Origin of the sequence: Brevundimonas sp. TWP2-3-4b2, from assembly GCF_049897345.1 — a bacterium.
GTDB lineage: Bacteria > Pseudomonadota > Alphaproteobacteria > Caulobacterales > Caulobacteraceae > Brevundimonas.
In genome coordinates this window covers 670524-686286 of the sequence record NZ_JAFCWB010000001.1, presented here as the reverse complement: position 1 = coordinate 686286, position 15763 = coordinate 670524, and the positions used below count along the sequence as shown (strand labels likewise).

Annotated in this window: 16 protein-coding genes; 13 read left to right on the top strand and 3 right to left on the bottom strand. The window is 69.4% G+C overall.

The genetic code is table 11. The features are described from left to right. Window positions 1–78: 78 nt before the first annotated feature. The 3 genes from ACP7AS_RS03330 (at window position 79) to ACP7AS_RS03320 (ending at window position 2100) form a co-directional block, all read left to right on the top strand. Window positions 79–660 (top strand): hypothetical protein, encoded by a 582-nt coding sequence (locus tag ACP7AS_RS03330; protein ID WP_426027417.1) that lies wholly within the window; start codon window positions 79–81, stop codon window positions 658–660. Between the two features lie 211 nt (window positions 661–871). Then, window positions 872–1453 (top strand): LysE family translocator, encoded by a 582-nt coding sequence (locus ACP7AS_RS03325; RefSeq protein WP_426027507.1) that lies wholly within the window; start codon window positions 872–874, stop codon window positions 1451–1453. A gap of 83 nt (window positions 1454–1536) precedes the next feature. After that, window positions 1537–2100: a CC0125/CC1285 family lipoprotein gene (locus tag ACP7AS_RS03320; protein ID WP_426027416.1), complete on the top strand. Its 564-nt coding sequence runs from the start codon at window positions 1537–1539 to the stop codon at window positions 2098–2100. A 76-nt stretch (window positions 2101–2176) separates the two neighbouring features. Here the strand turns inward: ACP7AS_RS03320 and ACP7AS_RS03315 are convergent, their stop codons facing one another. Continuing rightward, window positions 2177–2917, bottom strand: a complete 741-nt coding sequence (locus tag ACP7AS_RS03315) for a DUF6065 family protein (RefSeq protein ID WP_426027415.1) — start codon at window positions 2915–2917, stop codon at window positions 2177–2179. Window positions 2918–2970: 53 nt separating this feature from the next. Between ACP7AS_RS03315 and ACP7AS_RS03310 the strand changes: the two genes are divergently transcribed. The 4 genes from ACP7AS_RS03310 (at window position 2971) to ACP7AS_RS03295 (ending at window position 6980) form a co-directional block, all read left to right on the top strand. Beyond that, complete coding sequence (locus tag ACP7AS_RS03310; protein ID WP_426027414.1) at window positions 2971–3516, top strand: prolyl-tRNA synthetase associated domain-containing protein; 546 nt, start codon at window positions 2971–2973, stop codon at window positions 3514–3516. 206 nt (window positions 3517–3722) lie between these two features. After that, window positions 3723–4238, top strand: coding sequence for a CBS domain-containing protein (locus ACP7AS_RS03305; RefSeq protein ID WP_426027413.1), 516 nt, complete (start codon window positions 3723–3725; stop codon window positions 4236–4238). Between the two features lie 188 nt (window positions 4239–4426). Next, complete coding sequence (gene purH, locus ACP7AS_RS03300; RefSeq protein ID WP_426027412.1) at window positions 4427–6031, top strand: bifunctional phosphoribosylaminoimidazolecarboxamide formyltransferase/IMP cyclohydrolase; 1605 nt, start codon at window positions 4427–4429, stop codon at window positions 6029–6031. A 178-nt stretch (window positions 6032–6209) separates the two neighbouring features. Continuing rightward, on the top strand, window positions 6210–6980 hold the full coding sequence (locus ACP7AS_RS03295; protein ID WP_426027411.1) for a dienelactone hydrolase family protein: 771 nt from the start codon (window positions 6210–6212) through the stop codon (window positions 6978–6980). Here ACP7AS_RS03295 and ACP7AS_RS03290 read toward each other — a convergent pair. After that, window positions 6977–7438 (bottom strand): OsmC family protein, encoded by a 462-nt coding sequence (locus tag ACP7AS_RS03290; RefSeq protein WP_426027410.1) that lies wholly within the window; start codon window positions 7436–7438, stop codon window positions 6977–6979. The genes ACP7AS_RS03295 and ACP7AS_RS03290 overlap by 4 nt on opposite strands. A gap of 103 nt (window positions 7439–7541) precedes the next feature. Between ACP7AS_RS03290 and rpe the strand changes: the two genes are divergently transcribed. From rpe to ACP7AS_RS03265, 5 genes are all read left to right on the top strand, one after another. Then, a complete protein-coding gene (gene rpe / locus ACP7AS_RS03285; protein ID WP_426027409.1) occupies window positions 7542–8201 on the top strand; it encodes a ribulose-phosphate 3-epimerase in 660 nt (219 codons plus the stop codon). After that, complete coding sequence (locus ACP7AS_RS03280) at window positions 8198–10006, top strand: heparinase II/III family protein (protein WP_426027408.1); 1809 nt, start codon at window positions 8198–8200, stop codon at window positions 10004–10006. Before rpe ends, ACP7AS_RS03280 begins: the two co-directional genes overlap by 4 nt. A gap of 75 nt (window positions 10007–10081) precedes the next feature. Then, window positions 10082–10978 carry a thioredoxin gene (gene trxA, locus ACP7AS_RS03275; protein WP_426027407.1) on the top strand — a complete coding sequence of 299 codons (897 nt, stop codon included), beginning with the start codon at window positions 10082–10084 and terminating at the stop codon, window positions 10976–10978. Between the two features lie 9 nt (window positions 10979–10987). Next, entirely contained in the window at window positions 10988–11647 is a 660-nt protein-coding gene (locus tag ACP7AS_RS03270; protein ID WP_426027406.1) for an LON peptidase substrate-binding domain-containing protein, read from the top strand. A 104-nt stretch (window positions 11648–11751) separates the two neighbouring features. Next, the gene (locus ACP7AS_RS03265) at window positions 11752–11946 is read left to right on the top strand and encodes a Trm112 family protein (protein WP_055831844.1); all 195 of its coding nucleotides are present in this window, start codon (window positions 11752–11754) and stop codon (window positions 11944–11946) included. 50 nt (window positions 11947–11996) lie between these two features. On the opposite strand, the gene ACP7AS_RS03260 is transcribed toward ACP7AS_RS03265, so the two are convergent. Beyond that, window positions 11997–13250, bottom strand: a complete 1254-nt coding sequence (locus ACP7AS_RS03260; protein ID WP_426027405.1) for a UbiH/UbiF/VisC/COQ6 family ubiquinone biosynthesis hydroxylase — start codon at window positions 13248–13250, stop codon at window positions 11997–11999. A 136-nt stretch (window positions 13251–13386) separates the two neighbouring features. On the opposite strand from ACP7AS_RS03260, the gene ACP7AS_RS03255 reads away from it, so the two are divergent. Continuing rightward, window positions 13387–15750, top strand: coding sequence for a DNA translocase FtsK 4TM domain-containing protein (locus ACP7AS_RS03255; protein ID WP_426027404.1), 2364 nt, complete (start codon window positions 13387–13389; stop codon window positions 15748–15750). The last annotated feature ends 13 nt before the right edge of the window (window positions 15751–15763 follow it).

The following is a 15763-nucleotide window of genomic DNA, read 5'->3' as shown; positions in this document are numbered from 1 at the left end:
CGCCGCCTTACCGCGATTTCACTTGAGGCGAGACGACGTTCGGCGGACCCTGGGCCTACCCGCTCAAGGAGCCCTCCGATGATCAAGGCCCTCTCCCTCGCCGCCGCCCTGGCCCTGCTGCCGCTCTCCGCTGCTGTCGCCGCTGATGTGCGCGGCCCGTCCGAAGATGCACTGGAAGCCGCCGCCAACGCCTTCGAGGCGCGCATGGAGGCCTTCGGCGAGCGCGCCGAGGCCATCTCCGCGGACCAGGGCCTGACCGAGGCGCAGCGCGAGCTCCGCATCGCCACCCTGTGGACCGAGTATCAACCCGACGTCACGGCCTTCACCGCCGAGGCGACCCGGCACGCCTCGGCCATCGCCGCCGAGGCCCTGGCCGGAATCGACGTCGATGCGATCGTCTCTGAAGCCCTCGCCGAGGTCGAGGCGTCGGGAGCCCTGAACGCGGCGCGGGGCATCGCCGCCAACGGGGCCTGGGCCTCCCATGACCCCGAACACATGGCCACCTATGGCCTGATGGCTGAGTACGTCGTCGGCGAGGCGATCGACGAACTGGATGAGGCCCAGGTCGAGATCGCCGCCGCCACGGCCGACGCGACTCTGACCGCGGACGCCCCCGACGTCGACACCGACGCCGAAGAAGCTGAAGACGACAACAACTGATCGGCCCTCGGTCTCCAGCCGGCGATTTCCGGGTTCAGTTCGCCGGAACGAGACGCGGTCGTCGCAGACGTGCGCCGGAGCAACCGCGCAAAACCCGGCCCTCGACGGGCTGGTGAGCCTTCCGCGGGCTTGACGCGGCGGGGCCGGCGCGGGACGGACGGGCGTGACCCTCCCTGTTGATCCGCACCTGTATCTGACCTTTCTCGGCGTGATGGCGGTGATGGCGATCACGCCGGGCCCCGCCAATGTCTTCTCGGTCGCCAACGGCGTCCAGCGGGGCAAGGCCGGGGCGCTGCTGGGCGTGGTCGGCATGAACGCCGCCACCCTGGTCTGGTTCGCCGCCGCCGCCCTCGGCCTCGGAGCCCTGGTGATCGCCTTTCCGCAGATCTTCCGGCTGATCTCCGTCGGTGGAGCCCTCTATGTGGCCTGGCTGGGGATCAACGCCCTGCGCGGGGCCTTCCGTACCGCCGCCGACCCGGATGCGCCGATGGTCAGGATGGGTCGCAGCGCGCTGGTCGACGGCTTCATGGTCCAGATCGCCAACCCCAAGGCGATGCTGTTCTTCACCGCCGTCCTGCCGCCCTTCCTCGATGTGAACCGCCCCGCGGCCCCGCAGCTGGCCCTGTTCGCGGTCGCCACCATCGGCATGGACCTGGTTTCGATGTCCGCCTACGGTCTGGGCGGGGCGGCCCTGGCGCGGCGCATGAGCGAGCCGCGTTTTCGCAAGGGTTTCGCCCTGATGACCGGCGTTCTTCTTCTGGCCGCCGCCGCCCTTATTGTGTCACGATTATAAAGACTTATCTCTGGGCGGAACCCGCACCGTCCAGGTCCCGTTCAGCCGGCAAGGCGCGTCTTGCCGCGTCAAGGAGAGTTCCGATGAGACATCGTTTCCTCAAGCCCGTACTTCTCGCGGTGACGGCGGCCCTGGCCCTGTCCGCCTGCGCCACCGCAACCCCCTATGGCCCGGCCGGCGTGAACAGCCGCTTCGGTTATTCCGAACAGCGCGTCGATGCCGACCGCTACCGCGTCAGCTTCTCCGGCAACTCGGTCACCTCGCGAGACCAGGTCGAGATGGCCCTGCTGCTGCGCGCCGCCGAGGTGACCACCGAGAACGGCTATGACTGGTTCGCCACGGTCAACCGGGCCACCGATCGCGACGTCCGCCTGCAGGCTACGCCCGATCCCTTCTATTATGACCGGTACAGCCCGTTCTGGGGTCCCTCCTGGCGCTACTACCGTCGCGGCTACTGGAGTCCGTGGAGCGACCCGTTCGGCCGCGATGCCTTCGGCCGCGATTTCGATGTGCGGGAGATCGACCGGTTCGAGGCCTCGGCCGAGGTCGTCATGGGCCGCGGGGCCAAACCCGCCAACGACCCCAACGCCTTCGACGCCCGCGAGGTGATCTCCAATATCGGACCGCGGGTCACCCGGCCGATGTAGTTCAAGTGGCCAGTGGCTAGTGGCTGGGCCGGGGGATTCCTTGCTCGCCACCCATCACCGGCCAGTCGCCACGCCTTCAGCCCACCCGCGGCGTCTTCAGCCGGCGCTTGTTGACGTGCGTCTCCGGGGCGGTGCCCAGATCCTCGGGAATCTCGCCCTTGAAATAGTAGCGCTGCCACGCCTCCTTGGCCGCATCAGGGTCGCCCGAGGCCAGCCGCTTGTTGAAGTCGGTCCGGGCCCGGTTCCAGGCCTCGAACTGGCCGTGCATGACCGGATTGGACTCCAGCGAGCGGATGACCGGCTGCATGGTCTCGACCTTGCGGTGCTCGATCGGGGTGATGAAGCAGAAGGGCTCGCCCTTCTCGAACTTCACCTTGCCCGGGCGGGTGAAAATCCAGTTCATGGTGAAGGGGAAGGGCAGCCAGTCGGTCTCGATCAGCCCGGTCAGCGCTTGGATGCCGTCCTTGACATGGTTGGGCGACCCGCTCGCCAGCAGGCCCCAGCCGGGCGGCGTGCGGAACAGATACTGCGGATGCATGGTCAGCACCCCGCGCGAGAAATGCGAGGTCACCACATGGGTCAGGTCCGAGTTGTGGCGCTCGGGGGTGATGACGATATCCGCCTGGCTGGGGCCGCCATTCCATTCGGCGGTGAAGGTCAGCGGGCACAGGATCTCCCACCCCGTGGTGTTGGCCATGGTCAGCGGCAGGCAGCGATAGGGATGCCGGCTGGCGAAGGCGTCCATCCAGTTGCGCGACTGACGGCCGGGCACGAGGTCCGGCGGCCGCGGCGTCATCGGATAGCATTCGAGTTCCACAGGGAGCCTCCGGGCGGTATCGAGGGACGTGTTTGCATCCCTAGCGGGCCCCCATGACCGAAGACAAGCCGACGCCCCCTTCAGCGCCCGAACCCGCCTACGACCGCGACCGTCTTCTGACGTGGATGGCGGATCACGGGATTGCGCAGACCACCCACGACCACCCGGCCGTCTTTCGCGTCGACGAAGGGCTGGACCTCAAGGCGGCCCTGCCCGGCGCCCACACCAAGAACCTGTACCTGAAGGACAAGAAGGGCCGGCTGTGGCTGATCTCGGCGCGTCAGGACACGGTGTTGGACCTGAAGCGCGCGCCGAAGACCATCGGCTCGGACCGGCTGTCGTTCGGCCATGAGGGGCTGCTGTACGAGACGCTCGGCGTGCGCCCCGGCTCGGTGACGGCGCTGGGCCTCATCAACGACCCTGACCAGCGCGTGACCTTCGTCCTCGACAAGGCCCTGTGGGACGCGGACGTCGTCAATTTCCACCCCCTGACCAATACGGCCACGACGGGGTTGAAGCAGGACTCGTTCCGACGGTTTCTCATCCTCATCGGACGGGAGCCGATGGTGGTGGATTTCGATGCGTTGAGCGACAGATGATGCCTTCCCGGCACCCGATCGGCAGCCGCTTTCGACCCGCACAGAACCTTGCTGACACAGTCTCCAAGCCACCGGGGGTTTCTGACCGGACCCCGGAGCGGCTCTGCGGCGATTCGCCATGACTGAATGTCGGCAAACTGAGCGACCATGGCCACCGGCGCCTATGGCAGCATTGTTCTGTCCAGGCCGTCGCCAAGGAGATCGCCATGAAGATCAAGGACAGGCCCGAGTATCGGAGCAAGGCGGCCGTTCTGACGTTCGGGCCGGACGCCTTCGTGGCCGAAGCCGTGGCCATCATGAGCGAAAAGAATTACGGCGCGGCCGTCGTCGTCGGCCCCGACCGCAAGCCGCTCGGGATCGTGACCGAGCGCGACTTCATGAGGCGGCTGCTCAACAAGCGGCTGAATCCGGATGAGACGACCCTCGCCCAGATCATGACGACGGATCTGAAAGTGGCCCGGGCGGACGACGATCTTCTGGACTGGCTTCGATTGATGTCCAATGAGAGATTTCGCCACCTTCCGGTCGTCGACGAGGACGGTGCCATCATCAGCATGATGAGCCAGGGCGATTTCGTCAGCTACACATGGCCCGAGCTGATGGGACGCGTGAAGGAACAGGCCAAGGCGACCTTCGACAACAGCCCCTCTCTCGTCATGATGGTGGCCGGGATTGCCGTCTTTGCCGCAGCGGTCGTCACAATCTTCGCACAGTTGCGCTGAGCGGTCTCCAACCGGCCCGGGAGGCGCGAGCTGAAAGAGCTCGGCCCATTTGTCCGCAGTTCAGCCACAGGGGAACCCCCGCCTTGAGGCTTCGGCACTCCGATCCGACGTCGGCGGTTCTATCCCGCTGCGTCCGGTGCTAGACGGCGCGCGTCTCCCCGACCCCACGCCAGACACGGATCGCCGCCATGCCCGCCGCACCCGACTTTCCCCCCGCGCCCGACCGCGTGGTGCCGCAGCGCGCGCTGATCTCCCTGTCCGACAAGACCGGGCTGGAAGAGGCCGCCCGCACCCTGCACGGCCTCGGCGTCGAACTGGTCTCGACCGGCGGCACCCGCGCCGCCATCGCCGGCTTCGGCCTGCCGGTGAAGGACGTCGCCGACCTGACCGGCTTCCCCGAGATGATGGACGGCCGGGTCAAGACCCTGCACCCCGTGGTCCATGGCGGCCTGCTGGGCGTGCGCGACGCCGCCGACCACGCCGAGGCCATGGCGACCCACAACATCGGTCCGATCGATATCGTCTGGGTCGACCTCTATCCGTTTGAATCCACGGTCGGCTCGGGCGCCGACTTCGACGCCGTGGTCGAGAACATCGACATCGGCGGCCCGGCCATGATCCGCTCGGGGTCCAAGAACCATGGCTATGTCGCCGTCTGCGTCGACCCGGCCTCGGTCGCCGAACTGCTGGAAGCCCTGAAGGCCGACGGCGCGACGACCCTTGACCTGCGCAAACGCCTCGCCGCCCGCGCCTTCGCCCGCACCGCCGCCTATGACGCCGCCGTCTCGGCCTGGTTCGCCGGTCAGGTCGGCGACGCCGCCCCGGCGCGCAAATCCATCAGCGGTTCGCTGGCCCAGACCCTGCGATATGGCGAGAACCCGCACCAGACGGGTGCCTTCTACCGCACCGGCGACACCCGCCCCGGCGTCGCCCACGCCCGCCAGCTGCAGGGCAAGGAGCTGGGCTACAACAACATCGCCGACGCCGACGCCGCCTATGAGCTGGTCGCCGAGTTCGACGGCCCTGCCTGCGTCATCGTCAAACACGCCAACCCCTGCGGCGTGGCGGTCGGGAACGATCTGACCGAGGCCTATGCCCGCGCCCTGGAATGCGACGCTGTCTCGGCCTTCGGCGGCGTGGTCGCCGTCAACCGCCCCCTGTCCGGCGCCGATGCGAAACTGATCACCGACGTCTTCACCGAGGTCGTCATCGCCCCCGGCGCCGATGACGAAGCCAGGGCGATCTTTGCCGCCAAGAAAAACCTGCGCCTGCTGCTGACCGACGGCCTGCCCGACCCGCTGGCCGCGGGCGAGGTGTTCCGCTCGGTGGCCGGCGGCTTCCTGGTCCAGTCGCGCGACCGCAGTCGCATCGCCGCGTCGGACCTGAAGATCGTCACCCGCCGGCAGCCGACGCCGCAGGAGATCGAGGACATGCTGTTCGCCTTCACCGTGGCCAAACACGTCAAGTCCAACGCCATCGTCTATGCCAAGGACGGCCAGACCGCCGGCATCGGTGCCGGCCAGATGAATCGCCGCGACTCGGCCCGCATCGCTGCCATTCGGGCGAGGGAGGCCGGCGAGGCCAAGGGTCTGGCCCATTCGCTGGCGCAAGGTTCGGCCTGTGCGTCGGAAGCCTTCTTCCCCTTCGCCGACGGCCTGCTGGAAGCGGTGGCGGCCGGAGCGACGGCCGTGATCCAGCCCGGCGGCTCGATCCGCGACGACGAGGTCATCGCGGCGGCGGACGAGGCGGGGGTGGCCATGGCGTTTACGGGTGTGCGGGTCTTTCGGCACTAGACGCGATCCCTCTCCCCTTGCGGGAGAGGGAGGCCGCGCACGGCGGCGCAGCCGCCGTTCTTGCGCGGGCGGGTGAGGGGTCGCAGCGCTGTCTGCCCCTTTGCCGGCGAGACCCCTCATCCGACCCGCTTCGCGGGCCACCTTCTCCCGCAAGGGGAGAAGGGATAGGTGAAACACCATGCAAACCCTCTCCCAACGCTGGTCGATGCTCGAGCCCGGCACCTCAATCGTCGGTCCCGATGACGATCGGCCGCGCCCGACCGTGATCCTGTTCCACGGCTGCGGCGGTCTGCGCGGGCATCTACCGCGGTACGCGGCGGCGGCAACGGCGGCGGGCTGGCGCGCGGTCATCGTGGATTCCTATGCCCCGCGCGGCTGGAGCCGGTTCTTCGCCATGGCCACGGTCTGCACCGGCCTGCTGCTGCACGGCTGGCAGAGGGCCGGCGACGTGCTGGCGGCGCTGCACGGTGTGTCCCAGCGGCGTGACGTGGACGCCTCGAAGATCGTCCTCGCCGGCTGGAGCCACGGCGGCTGGGGCATCATGGAGGCGATGAGCTCTCAACGCGAACGGCGCATGCTGGGCGTCGAGGATCCCGGTGCCGTCGCGCTGGACGGTGTGATCGGGGCCTATCTGGCCTATCCCTATGTCGGCATCGGCGCCGTCAACCGGATGCGGCCCTGGCGGCATTGCCCCCGGACCCTGGCGGTCATCTCGCGCACCGACCACCTGACCACCGTTCGCAACGCCGAGCGGGTGCATGACATGGTCCGCCGCTGCGGGGTTGAGGTCGAGACCTGGATCGCCGATGGCAGCCACGCCTTCGACGAGCCCATGGCTGCAGGGCCGATGCGCTACCATCCGGAACTGGCCGAGGAGGCGGTGCGGCGCTTCGCGGCCCTGCTGGGCGATGTCGCGGTGGCCCCGCCCGTCCTTGGGCCCGGAGTCTAGCGCGGCTCGACCGTGACCCCGGCGCGGATCGAATTGGCGATATAGCAGGCCTCGTGCGCCCGGTGGTGCAATGCCGCCAGCGCCGCCGAATCCGGTCGGACGTCCCCCGAGAAGGTGACCGCCGGCCGGAGGATCACATCGGTGATGGACACCCGGCCCCGCTCGTCCTTGTCCATCCGGCCGACGGCGTCGTCACGATAGCCGTCGACCACGAACCCCGCCTTGCCGGCATAGGCGAGGAAAAACAGCATGTGGCAGCTCGAAACCGCCGCCACCAGGGCCTCTTCCGGGTCCACCGCCGTCGGGTCGGACATGGGTTCGGCCACACTGGACGGGGCCGACGACCCGCGCACCACCGCCCCGCCGTCGAAGCGCCAGTCGTGGGCGCGGGAATAGCGGTTGTCGCTGAAGGGCTGGTCACCCCGGCTCCATTCCACGGTCGCGACATGTTCGCTCATCGGGGCGCTCCACCATGCTGATGACCGAACCGTGTAGCGCCGCAGACGCAGCGACCCAAGCCCACGCCTTGCTCCCGCCGCCGACCCGCCTTATCCCGCTGACATGGCCGCGCCCCTGATCTGCCCCTCGATCCTCGCCAGCGACTTCGCCCGTCTGGGCGAGGAGGTCGCCGCCCTTGAGGCGGCGGGTGCCGACTGGATCCATGTCGACGTCATGGACGGGCATTTCGTGCCCAACATCACCCTCGGCCCCGATGTGGTGAAGGCCCTGCGGCCGCACACAAAACTGCCGTTCGACGTCCATCTGATGGTCGCGCCGGTCGATCCCTGGCTCGAGGCCTATCGCGACGCCGGGGCCGACATCCTGACCGTCCATCCGGAGAGCGGACCCCACCTGCACCGCACCCTCGGCCGCATCCGTCAGCTGGGCGCGAAGGCCGGGGTCGTTCTGAACCCCGGAACGCCGCTGGCGGTGATCGAGGACGTCATCGATCTGGTCGATCTGGTGCTGCTGATGTCGGTCAATCCGGGCTTCGGCGGCCAGTCGTTCATCGACAGCACCCTGCGCAAGATCGGCAAGACGCGCGCCCTGCTCGATGCCGCCGGATCGAAGGCGCATCTGCAGGTCGACGGCGGGGTCACGGCCGCCAACGCCGGGGCCTGTGTCGCGGCAGGGGCCGATGCCCTGGTCGCCGGCACCGCCGTGTTCCGCGGCGGCCCGCCGGCCTATGCCGCCAATATCCGGGCATTGAAGGCCGCGTGAGCCCGCTCAACCCCTTCGTCCGACCCGAGGCCGACAGTCCCGCGTCCGGAGACATCCCCGGCCTGCGCGGTGCCCCGATGCGCACTCCGGTCAGGGTCACCGGGGCGACGACCGGACCCGGCCTGTGGCCCGCGGTCATCGGCCGGCTGCTGACCCGCCAGCTGTGGATAGAGCTCTATGGCCTGCCCGGCTACAGCCTGACCCTGAAGGGTCGCCCGGCCCAGGGCTTCGCCGCCACACCACGCGATTTCCGACCGGTCGAGCCGGCCGCCGGAAAGGCCCTGCTCGGCGGCAAATTCATCCTCGCCGGCTCCAGCCTCGAGGCCATGGAGCCCGAGGACCCGTGGAACCGGCCAAGCCCGAGCCGCGCCTTCGCTGTCGACCTGCATGGTTTCGCCTGGCTGCCGTCACTGATGCTTCAGGGCGAGCGCGGCGCACGCGAGGCGGTGCGCCTGACCCTGACGTGGGCAACAGCCTTCGCGCGCTGGTCGCCGTTCGCCTGGGGGCCGGAGATTCTGACCCGGCGCACCCTCAATCTGGCCTGCGCCGCGCGGCGCATGGGACAGGTCGCCACCGAGGCCGAAAGGCTGAGGCTGGCTGACATTCTCGGCCGTCAGGGCCGCCAGCTGCTGCGCCCGCCCGGGGGTCCGGCCGGCAAGGCCGAGCGCCTGACCGCCGCCGCCGTTGCCGGCTGCACCCTGGCCGGTCCCCCCGGAGCCGCCCTGCGCCGTTCAGCCCTCGGCGGCCTGCCCGCTGCCCTCGACCGCACCATCGGCCTCGACGGCGGCCACGCCAGCCGCAGTCCAGAAGCCGGTCTCGAGCTGTTACTCGACCTGCTGACGCTGGACGATGCCCTGTCACAGATTTCGGAATCGACGCCCGAGGCCGTGCGGTCCGCAATCCAGCGCCTGACCGCGGCGCTCCGGCTTCAGACCCTGCCCGACGGCCGGCTGATCACCATGCAGGGCGGCGGCCCCTCGACCCCGGCGCGGGTGGCGGCTGCCCGCGCCCATGACGAGGCCTCCGGCGAGGCCCTCAGCGGAACCGTCGCCGGAATCGCCCGCATCCGCAGCCCCCTGCTGACCATCGCCGCCGACGTCGCGCCCCCCGCGCGGGGCGTCTGGTCGGCCGCCGCCTGCGCCCAGCCCATGGCGCTGGAGATCGTCTGCGGCAAGGACCGGCTGGTCACCGGCTGTGGCTGGACGCCGCGTATGCCCGACCGGCAGGGCCTGCGGCTCGCGCCCGGCCATTCGACCCTGACCCTCGGCGACGCCTCGACCGGCGAGCCCCTGGGCGGCTGGCGCGGCGAGCTGCTGGATCACCGGCTGGTCGGGCGGCCCCTGCACGTCGTCGTCGATCAGCGCGACGGTGAGGGTGCCGTCTGGCTCGAGGTCGAGCACGACGGCTGGGTCCACGACTATGGCCTGTTGCACCAGCGACGCCTGTATCTCGACCAGCGCCTGGACGAGCTGCGCGCCGAGGAGCGGCTGCACCCGGCATCGGGCCAGAGGGAGGTGGTCCGCGCCATCGCCGCTCCCTATGCCGTCCGTTTCCAGCTCGAGCCGGGCGTCCAGGCCTCTCTGGCCCGCGATCGTCGCTCGATCCTGCTGCGTGGCCATTCCGGTCGGGGCTGGTGGTTCCGGACCGATGGCCCAGACGTCGCCATCGAGCCCTCGGTCCATATCGACGAGGGCCTGACCCGGCGCTCGTTGCAGATTGTCGTGCGCGGTTCGGCCCGCACGGACTCCGAAACCAAGATCCGCTGGAAGCTGAGCCCCGCAGGCGCCGGGGCGGATCCTTCCTGACCCCCTTGAGGCGAAAGGTCGCCACGACCATCTGTGGCTTGCAGCCTTTCGCCTTTCCGACCACAGGACCGATCGATGAGCCTCGCCGACCCCACCATACTTCCAAATGACCTGATCAAGGACGGCTCCGACGCCGGCTTCATGGCCGACGTCATCGAGCAGTCAAAGGTCCAGCCGGTGCTGGTCGACTTCTGGGCCACCTGGTGCGGACCGTGCCGGACCCTGACGCCGATGATCGAAAAGGCCGTGCGCGCCGCCGGCGGCGCGGTGAAACTGGTCAAGATCGACGTCGACAAGAACCCGGCCTATGCGGGCCAGCTGCGGGTCCAGTCGATCCCCACCGTCTATGCCTTCGTCAACGGCCAGCCGGTCGACGGCTTCCAGGGCGCCGTGCCCGACAGCCAGCTCAAGGCCTTTATCGACAAGTTGACGGGCGGCGAGAGCGCCAATTCCGACATCGAACAACTGCTGTCACTGGGTGAGGAATCCCTGTCGCTGAACGATCTCGGCGGCGCGGCCCAGGCCTTCGCCCAGCTGCTGACGCTCGACCCGGACAACGAAAAGGCCATTGCCGGGATGGCCCGCGTCTATCTGGCCGACGGCGATACGGATCAGGCCCGACAGACCATCGCCATGGCGTCGCCGGACTCGCGCGAGCCGACCGTCCAGAGCGTGCGCGCACAGCTGACGCTGGCCTCCGTCGCCCCGGCCGGCCCCGCCACCGAACTGGAGGCGAGGGTCGCCGCCGATCCCGCCGATCATCAGGCACGCTATGACCTGTCGCTGGCCCAGGCGTCGGCGGGCGACCTCAAGGGTGCGGTCGACAGCCTGCTGGCCATCGTCGCCGCCGACCGTGACTGGAACGACCAGGCGGCCCGCAAACAGCTCCTCGTCGTCTTCGACGCCGCCGGCGGGGCCTCGGATATCGCACGGGACGGGCGCCGCCGCCTGTCCTCCATCCTGTTCGCCTAGGAGGGCCGGGTGGCTCAGGGATACGTCAAGGCCGCCGACCTGCCGCAGGTGATCCCGGTGTTCCCGCTGCCGGGGGCCATCCTGCTGCCGCGCGGCCAGCTGCCCCTGAACGTCTTCGAGCCGCGCTATCTCAACATGATCGACGACGCCATGGCCGGCGACCGCATCATCGGCATGGTCCAGCCCCAGGCCGGGGAGCGCAGCCTGCCCAACCTGTCGCTGATCGGTTGCGCCGGACGGATCACCAGTTTCGCCGAGACGTCGGACGGCCGATATCTGATCACCCTGACCGGCTGCGCCCGCTTCCGTCTGGCCAGCGAACTGCCGGCCCAGACGCCCTATCGCCAGATCCGCGCCGATTTCGCCCCCTTCGAGGACGACCTCAGCGCCCCGCCGGTGGATGACGTGGGTCTCGACCGCGACGGCCTGCTGGACGCCTTGCGCGCCTATCTGGAGATGCGCGGGCTCGACATCGACTGGGACACGGCCGAGACCGCACCGCCCGAAGCCCTGATCAACAGCCTGTCGATGGCCCTGCCCTTCGACCCGCCCGAGAAACAAGCCCTTCTGGAAGCCCTCAGCCTGACCGACCGCTCCGCCGTCCTGACCGCCCTGCTGACCATCGACGCCGCCACCGACGGCGAGGGCGACGCGCTGTCGATGCAGTGAAGTGAGGGCATAGGTCTTAGGTCGTAGGAATTCGGGAGGAGAGCACCTTCTAAGCTACGCCTAAGCCCTATTCCCTAATCCCCACTCCCTGTAACCTTCCCACCATGTCCGACACCTTCCACACCCCCGCCTCGGTCGATCCCCGCCTGCTGGAGGTGCTGGTCTGCCCTGTCACGCGCGGCAAGCTGACCTATGACCGCGAGCGCCAGGAACTGGTCTCGAAGGGCGCCAAACTGGCCTATCCGATCCGCGACGGCGTGCCGATCATGCTGCCGGAAGAGGCGCGGACGCTGGACTAGATACGAAAGATCCGCTCATCCCGTCCTTCGCGGGGACAAGCGGAAGAAAATCAAACCGCTTCGCCCCTGAGCAGCCGCGGCAAATCCCCGTTCGCGCCGCCGGCTTCCTGCATGAAGGCGCGGCGCAGGGGGCCGATGCGGTTGACGGCGGCGATGCCGAGGTCCCGGGCCAGCCGCACCGGCGCGATGTCATTCGAGAACAACCGCACGAAGGCGTCGAAACCCGCCGCCAGCACGGCATTGTCGAACCGCCGCCAGCGGGCGTAGCGGTCCAGCACCGTCTCCGAGCCGATATCCTCGCCCAGCCGCATCGCTTCGATCAGCACCTCGGCCAGGGCGGCGGCGTCCTTCAGCCCCATGTTCAGCCCCTGTCCGGCCACCGGGTGAACGGCGTGGGCGGCGTCGCCGATCAGGGCGGCGCGCGGTCCGGTCAGGGCCTCGGCCAGTTGCAGGGACAGAGGGTAGACGAAGCGCGGGCCCACCACGGTCACATCCTCAAGGAAGTCGCCGAAGCGCCGCATCAGATGCGACTGGAAGGCGGCGTCGGACGCGGTCCTCAGGGCCTCGGCCCGGCGCGTCGTCTCGGTCCAGACCAGGCTGGCGCGCTGTTCCGTCAGCGGCAGGATGGCGAAAGGGCCCGCCGGCAGGAAATGCTCATGAGCGACATTGCCGTGGTCCCGGCCGAGGGACACCGTCGCCACGACCCCGCTCTGGCCATAACTCCAGCCCACCGTGTCAATTCCGGCGGCTTGTCTCACCAGTGAGCCGCGCCCCTCGGCCCCGACGACCACCGGGGCCTGCAGGCGCGATCCGTCGGCCAGGGTCACGGTCGTCGTGGCCGGGCCGACCTCGACCGACGCGACGGCCGCAGGAGCCCGAACCTCGATGCTGGCGGCGATGACGGCCTCGCTCAGGGCCGCCCGGATACGCCGGTTCTCGACCATATAACCCAACGGCTCGCCGTTGGTGCGATCGCCGATCTCGTCGGCGTCAAAGCGCAGCCAGGCCGGGGACGCGGCCGATGACGCGGGCCCCGGACGCCGTCCGTCGGTCACCAGAATCCGGTCCATCCGGCAGGCGTGCGGTCGCAGGCCCGCACCCACGCCCAGCGCGTCCAGCATCCGGAACGTCGAGAATGCGATTGCCGTCGACCGCCCGTCGAAGGTCGGCTCGAGCTGCAGCGAAAACGGCTGCGGATCGACCAGAACCACCTTCAGCCCGCCCTGCGCCGCGGCCAGGGCAAAGGTGGCGCCGGCCATGCCGGCCCCGGCGATGATGACGTCGTGTCGTTCGGTCGTATTCATGGGCCGGTTGTCGCGCCGGATCGGGATTGCGTCCAGTGCCGCGAGGTCGCAATTTCAGGCCCCTGGTAAACAGCCTCTTAACCCTGCGCGGGTGACAACAGCGGGCCTGTCCCGCCCGTCCGGAGTTCCCTGCCGCATGTCCGCCGCCCTCGCCATCGGCCAGCGCGCCTGGTTCGGCGCCCGCATCCTGTGGGGCGCGCCCATCGCGATCAAGTTTCGCGGCGTGCTCCAGGCCCTGCTGGCAGCCCTGCTGCTGGCCGCCCTGGTCTCGTGGAATCCGGCCGATCCCAGCCTGAACGCGGCCTCGGGGCTGGAGCCGACCAACTGGCTGGGTCTGAACGGGGCCCTGTTCGCCGACCTGTTCATGCAGTCGCTGGGGCTGGCCGCCTTCCCCGCCACCCTGCTGCTGTTCGCCTTCGGCCTGGCCTCGGCCATCGGCGACGTGATCCAGCAGCGACTCAAGCCCACGGCGCTGAAGGCCCTGTCCGCGGCCGGCGGTATTCTGGCCCTGTCCGCCGCCCTGTCGGCCCTTGCCGCGCCCGCCGCCTGGCCACTGGCAGCGGGGCTGGGCGGGCTCTGGGGCGACGCTATCGTCGGCCTCATCCGCATGGCCTGTTCGGCGCTGCGTCTGCCCGGCGCGCCGATCTTCGCCGGGGTCCTGTTCCTGCCCACGGGCCTGTGGGCCGTCGGCTATGCCATCGGGTTGAGAGCGTCCGATCTCGGCGACGCCCTGAACTGGGCCCGGAACCGCGGGGGCCCCGTCGCCCCGCCCACCAAGGCCCGGCGCGCCGCCGTCAAGGCCCCGCCCCGTCCCCGACCCGCGCCCGAGCCCGAGGACTATACGCCGGCCAGCCTCAACGACTGCGAGGCCCCGCCCTGGGAGGCCCCCGTGCCCGCCCGCGGCGCGCCAGAGCCCAGGGTCGCCGCCGCCAAGGCCCCCAAGGCCTCGAAGCGCGAGCTCGACGACAGCCAGGCGGCCTTCGATTTCGCCAAACCCTCGTCCGGGTTCGACCTGCCGCCCTTGGGCATGCTGACCAAGCCCGCCAAACGCGTCGCCTCGGTCGACGAGGAGGCGCTGAAACAGAACGCCAAGATGCTGGAGGGCGTGCTTCAGGAATTCGGCGTACGCGGCATCATCGACCAGATCCGCCCCGGCCCCGTCGTAACCCTGTACGAGCTGGTCCCTGCGCCGGGGGTCAAACACGGCCGCGTCGTGGCCCTGTCCGACGACATCGCCCGCTCTATGTCCGCCCGCGCCTGCCGCATCTCGGTCGTGCCGGGCCGCAACGCCATCGGCATCGAGCTGCCCAATGCCCGGCGCGAGACCGTCTATCTGCGCGATCTGCTGGCATCGGCCGAATACGACAAGCCCGCCCATCTGCTGCCGCTGGCGCTGGGCGAGACGATCGGCGGCGAGCCCTATGTCGCCGATCTGGCGCGCATGCCCCACCTGCTGATCGCCGGCACCACCGGCTCGGGCAAGTCGGTCGGGGTCAATGCCATGATCCTGTCGATCCTGTACCGGATGACGCCCGCCGAATGCCGCTTCATCATGATCGACCCCAAGATGCTGGAGCTGTCGGTCTATGACGGCATCCCGCACCTGCTGGCCCCGGTCGTCACCGATCCCAAGAAGGCCGTCGTCGCGCTGAAATGGACCGTGCGCGAGATGGAGGACCGCTATCGCCGCATGTCCAAGCTCGGCGTGCGCAATATCGCCAGCTACAACGAGCGCGCCCGCGAGGCCGTGGCCAAGGGCGAGCATTTCGAGCGCACCGTCCAGACCGGCTTCGACGACCAGGGCCGCCCGGTCTATGAGTCCGAAAAGATCCGCCCCGAACCCCTGCCCTTCCTCGTCGTGGTCATGGACGAGATGGCCGACCTGATGCTGGTCGCCGGCAAGGACGTCGAGGGCGCGGTGCAGCGTCTGGCCCAGATGGCCCGCGCCGCCGGTATCCACCTGATCATGGCCACCCAGCGCCCCTCGGTCGACGTCATCACCGGCACGATCAAGGCGAACTTCCCCACCCGGATCAGCTTCCAGGTCACGTCCAAGATCGACAGCCGCACCATCCTCGGCGAACAGGGCGGTGAACAGCTGCTGGGGCAGGGCGACATGCTCTACATGGCCGGCGGTGGCCGCATCACCCGTCTGCACGGCCCGTTCGTGACGGACCAGGAAGTCGACGAGGTCTGCAAACACCTGCGCGGCCAGGCCGAGCCCGACTATCTGGACCTGATCACCGACGATCCTGACGGCGACGGCGACGCGGCCTTCGACGACGAGGGCGGCGGGGGCTCGGGCGACGACCTCTACGACCGCGCCGTGGCCGTGGTCACCCGCGACCGCAAGGCCTCGACCAGCTACATCCAGCGCCGGCTGCAGATCGGCTACAACCGCGCTGCCTCCCTGATCGAGCGGATGGAACAGGAAGGCGTCGTCAGCCAGGCCAATCACGCGGGCAAGCGGGATATTCTGGCGGGTCCGCCGCCGATGTAGGCTGGACGCCCCC

Excerpts from the sequence above, each read along its gene's own strand:
- ACP7AS_RS03265 (WP_055831844.1), top strand. The coding sequence starts at position 11,752 with ATGTCCGACACCTTCCACACCCCCGCCTCGGTCGATCCCCGCCTGCTG.
- trxA (WP_426027407.1), top strand. The coding sequence starts at position 10,082 with ATGAGCCTCGCCGACCCCACCATACTTCCAAATGACCTGATCAAGGAC.
- ACP7AS_RS03330 (WP_426027417.1), top strand. The coding sequence starts at position 79 with ATGATCAAGGCCCTCTCCCTCGCCGCCGCCCTGGCCCTGCTGCCGCTC.
- purH (WP_426027412.1), top strand. The coding sequence starts at position 4,427 with ATGCCCGCCGCACCCGACTTTCCCCCCGCGCCCGACCGCGTGGTGCCG.
- ACP7AS_RS03310 (WP_426027414.1), top strand. The coding sequence starts at position 2,971 with ATGACCGAAGACAAGCCGACGCCCCCTTCAGCGCCCGAACCCGCCTAC.
- ACP7AS_RS03320 (WP_426027416.1), top strand. The coding sequence starts at position 1,537 with ATGAGACATCGTTTCCTCAAGCCCGTACTTCTCGCGGTGACGGCGGCC.
- ACP7AS_RS03290 (WP_426027410.1), bottom strand. The coding sequence starts at position 7,438 with ATGAGCGAACATGTCGCGACCGTGGAATGGAGCCGGGGTGACCAGCCC.
- ACP7AS_RS03260 (WP_426027405.1), bottom strand. The coding sequence starts at position 13,250 with ATGAATACGACCGAACGACACGACGTCATCATCGCCGGGGCCGGCATG.
- ACP7AS_RS03305 (WP_426027413.1), top strand. The coding sequence starts at position 3,723 with ATGAAGATCAAGGACAGGCCCGAGTATCGGAGCAAGGCGGCCGTTCTG.
- rpe (WP_426027409.1), top strand. The coding sequence starts at position 7,542 with ATGGCCGCGCCCCTGATCTGCCCCTCGATCCTCGCCAGCGACTTCGCC.
- ACP7AS_RS03295 (WP_426027411.1), top strand. The coding sequence starts at position 6,210 with ATGCAAACCCTCTCCCAACGCTGGTCGATGCTCGAGCCCGGCACCTCA.
- ACP7AS_RS03255 (WP_426027404.1), top strand. The coding sequence starts at position 13,387 with ATGTCCGCCGCCCTCGCCATCGGCCAGCGCGCCTGGTTCGGCGCCCGC.
- ACP7AS_RS03325 (WP_426027507.1), top strand. The coding sequence starts at position 872 with ATGGCGGTGATGGCGATCACGCCGGGCCCCGCCAATGTCTTCTCGGTC.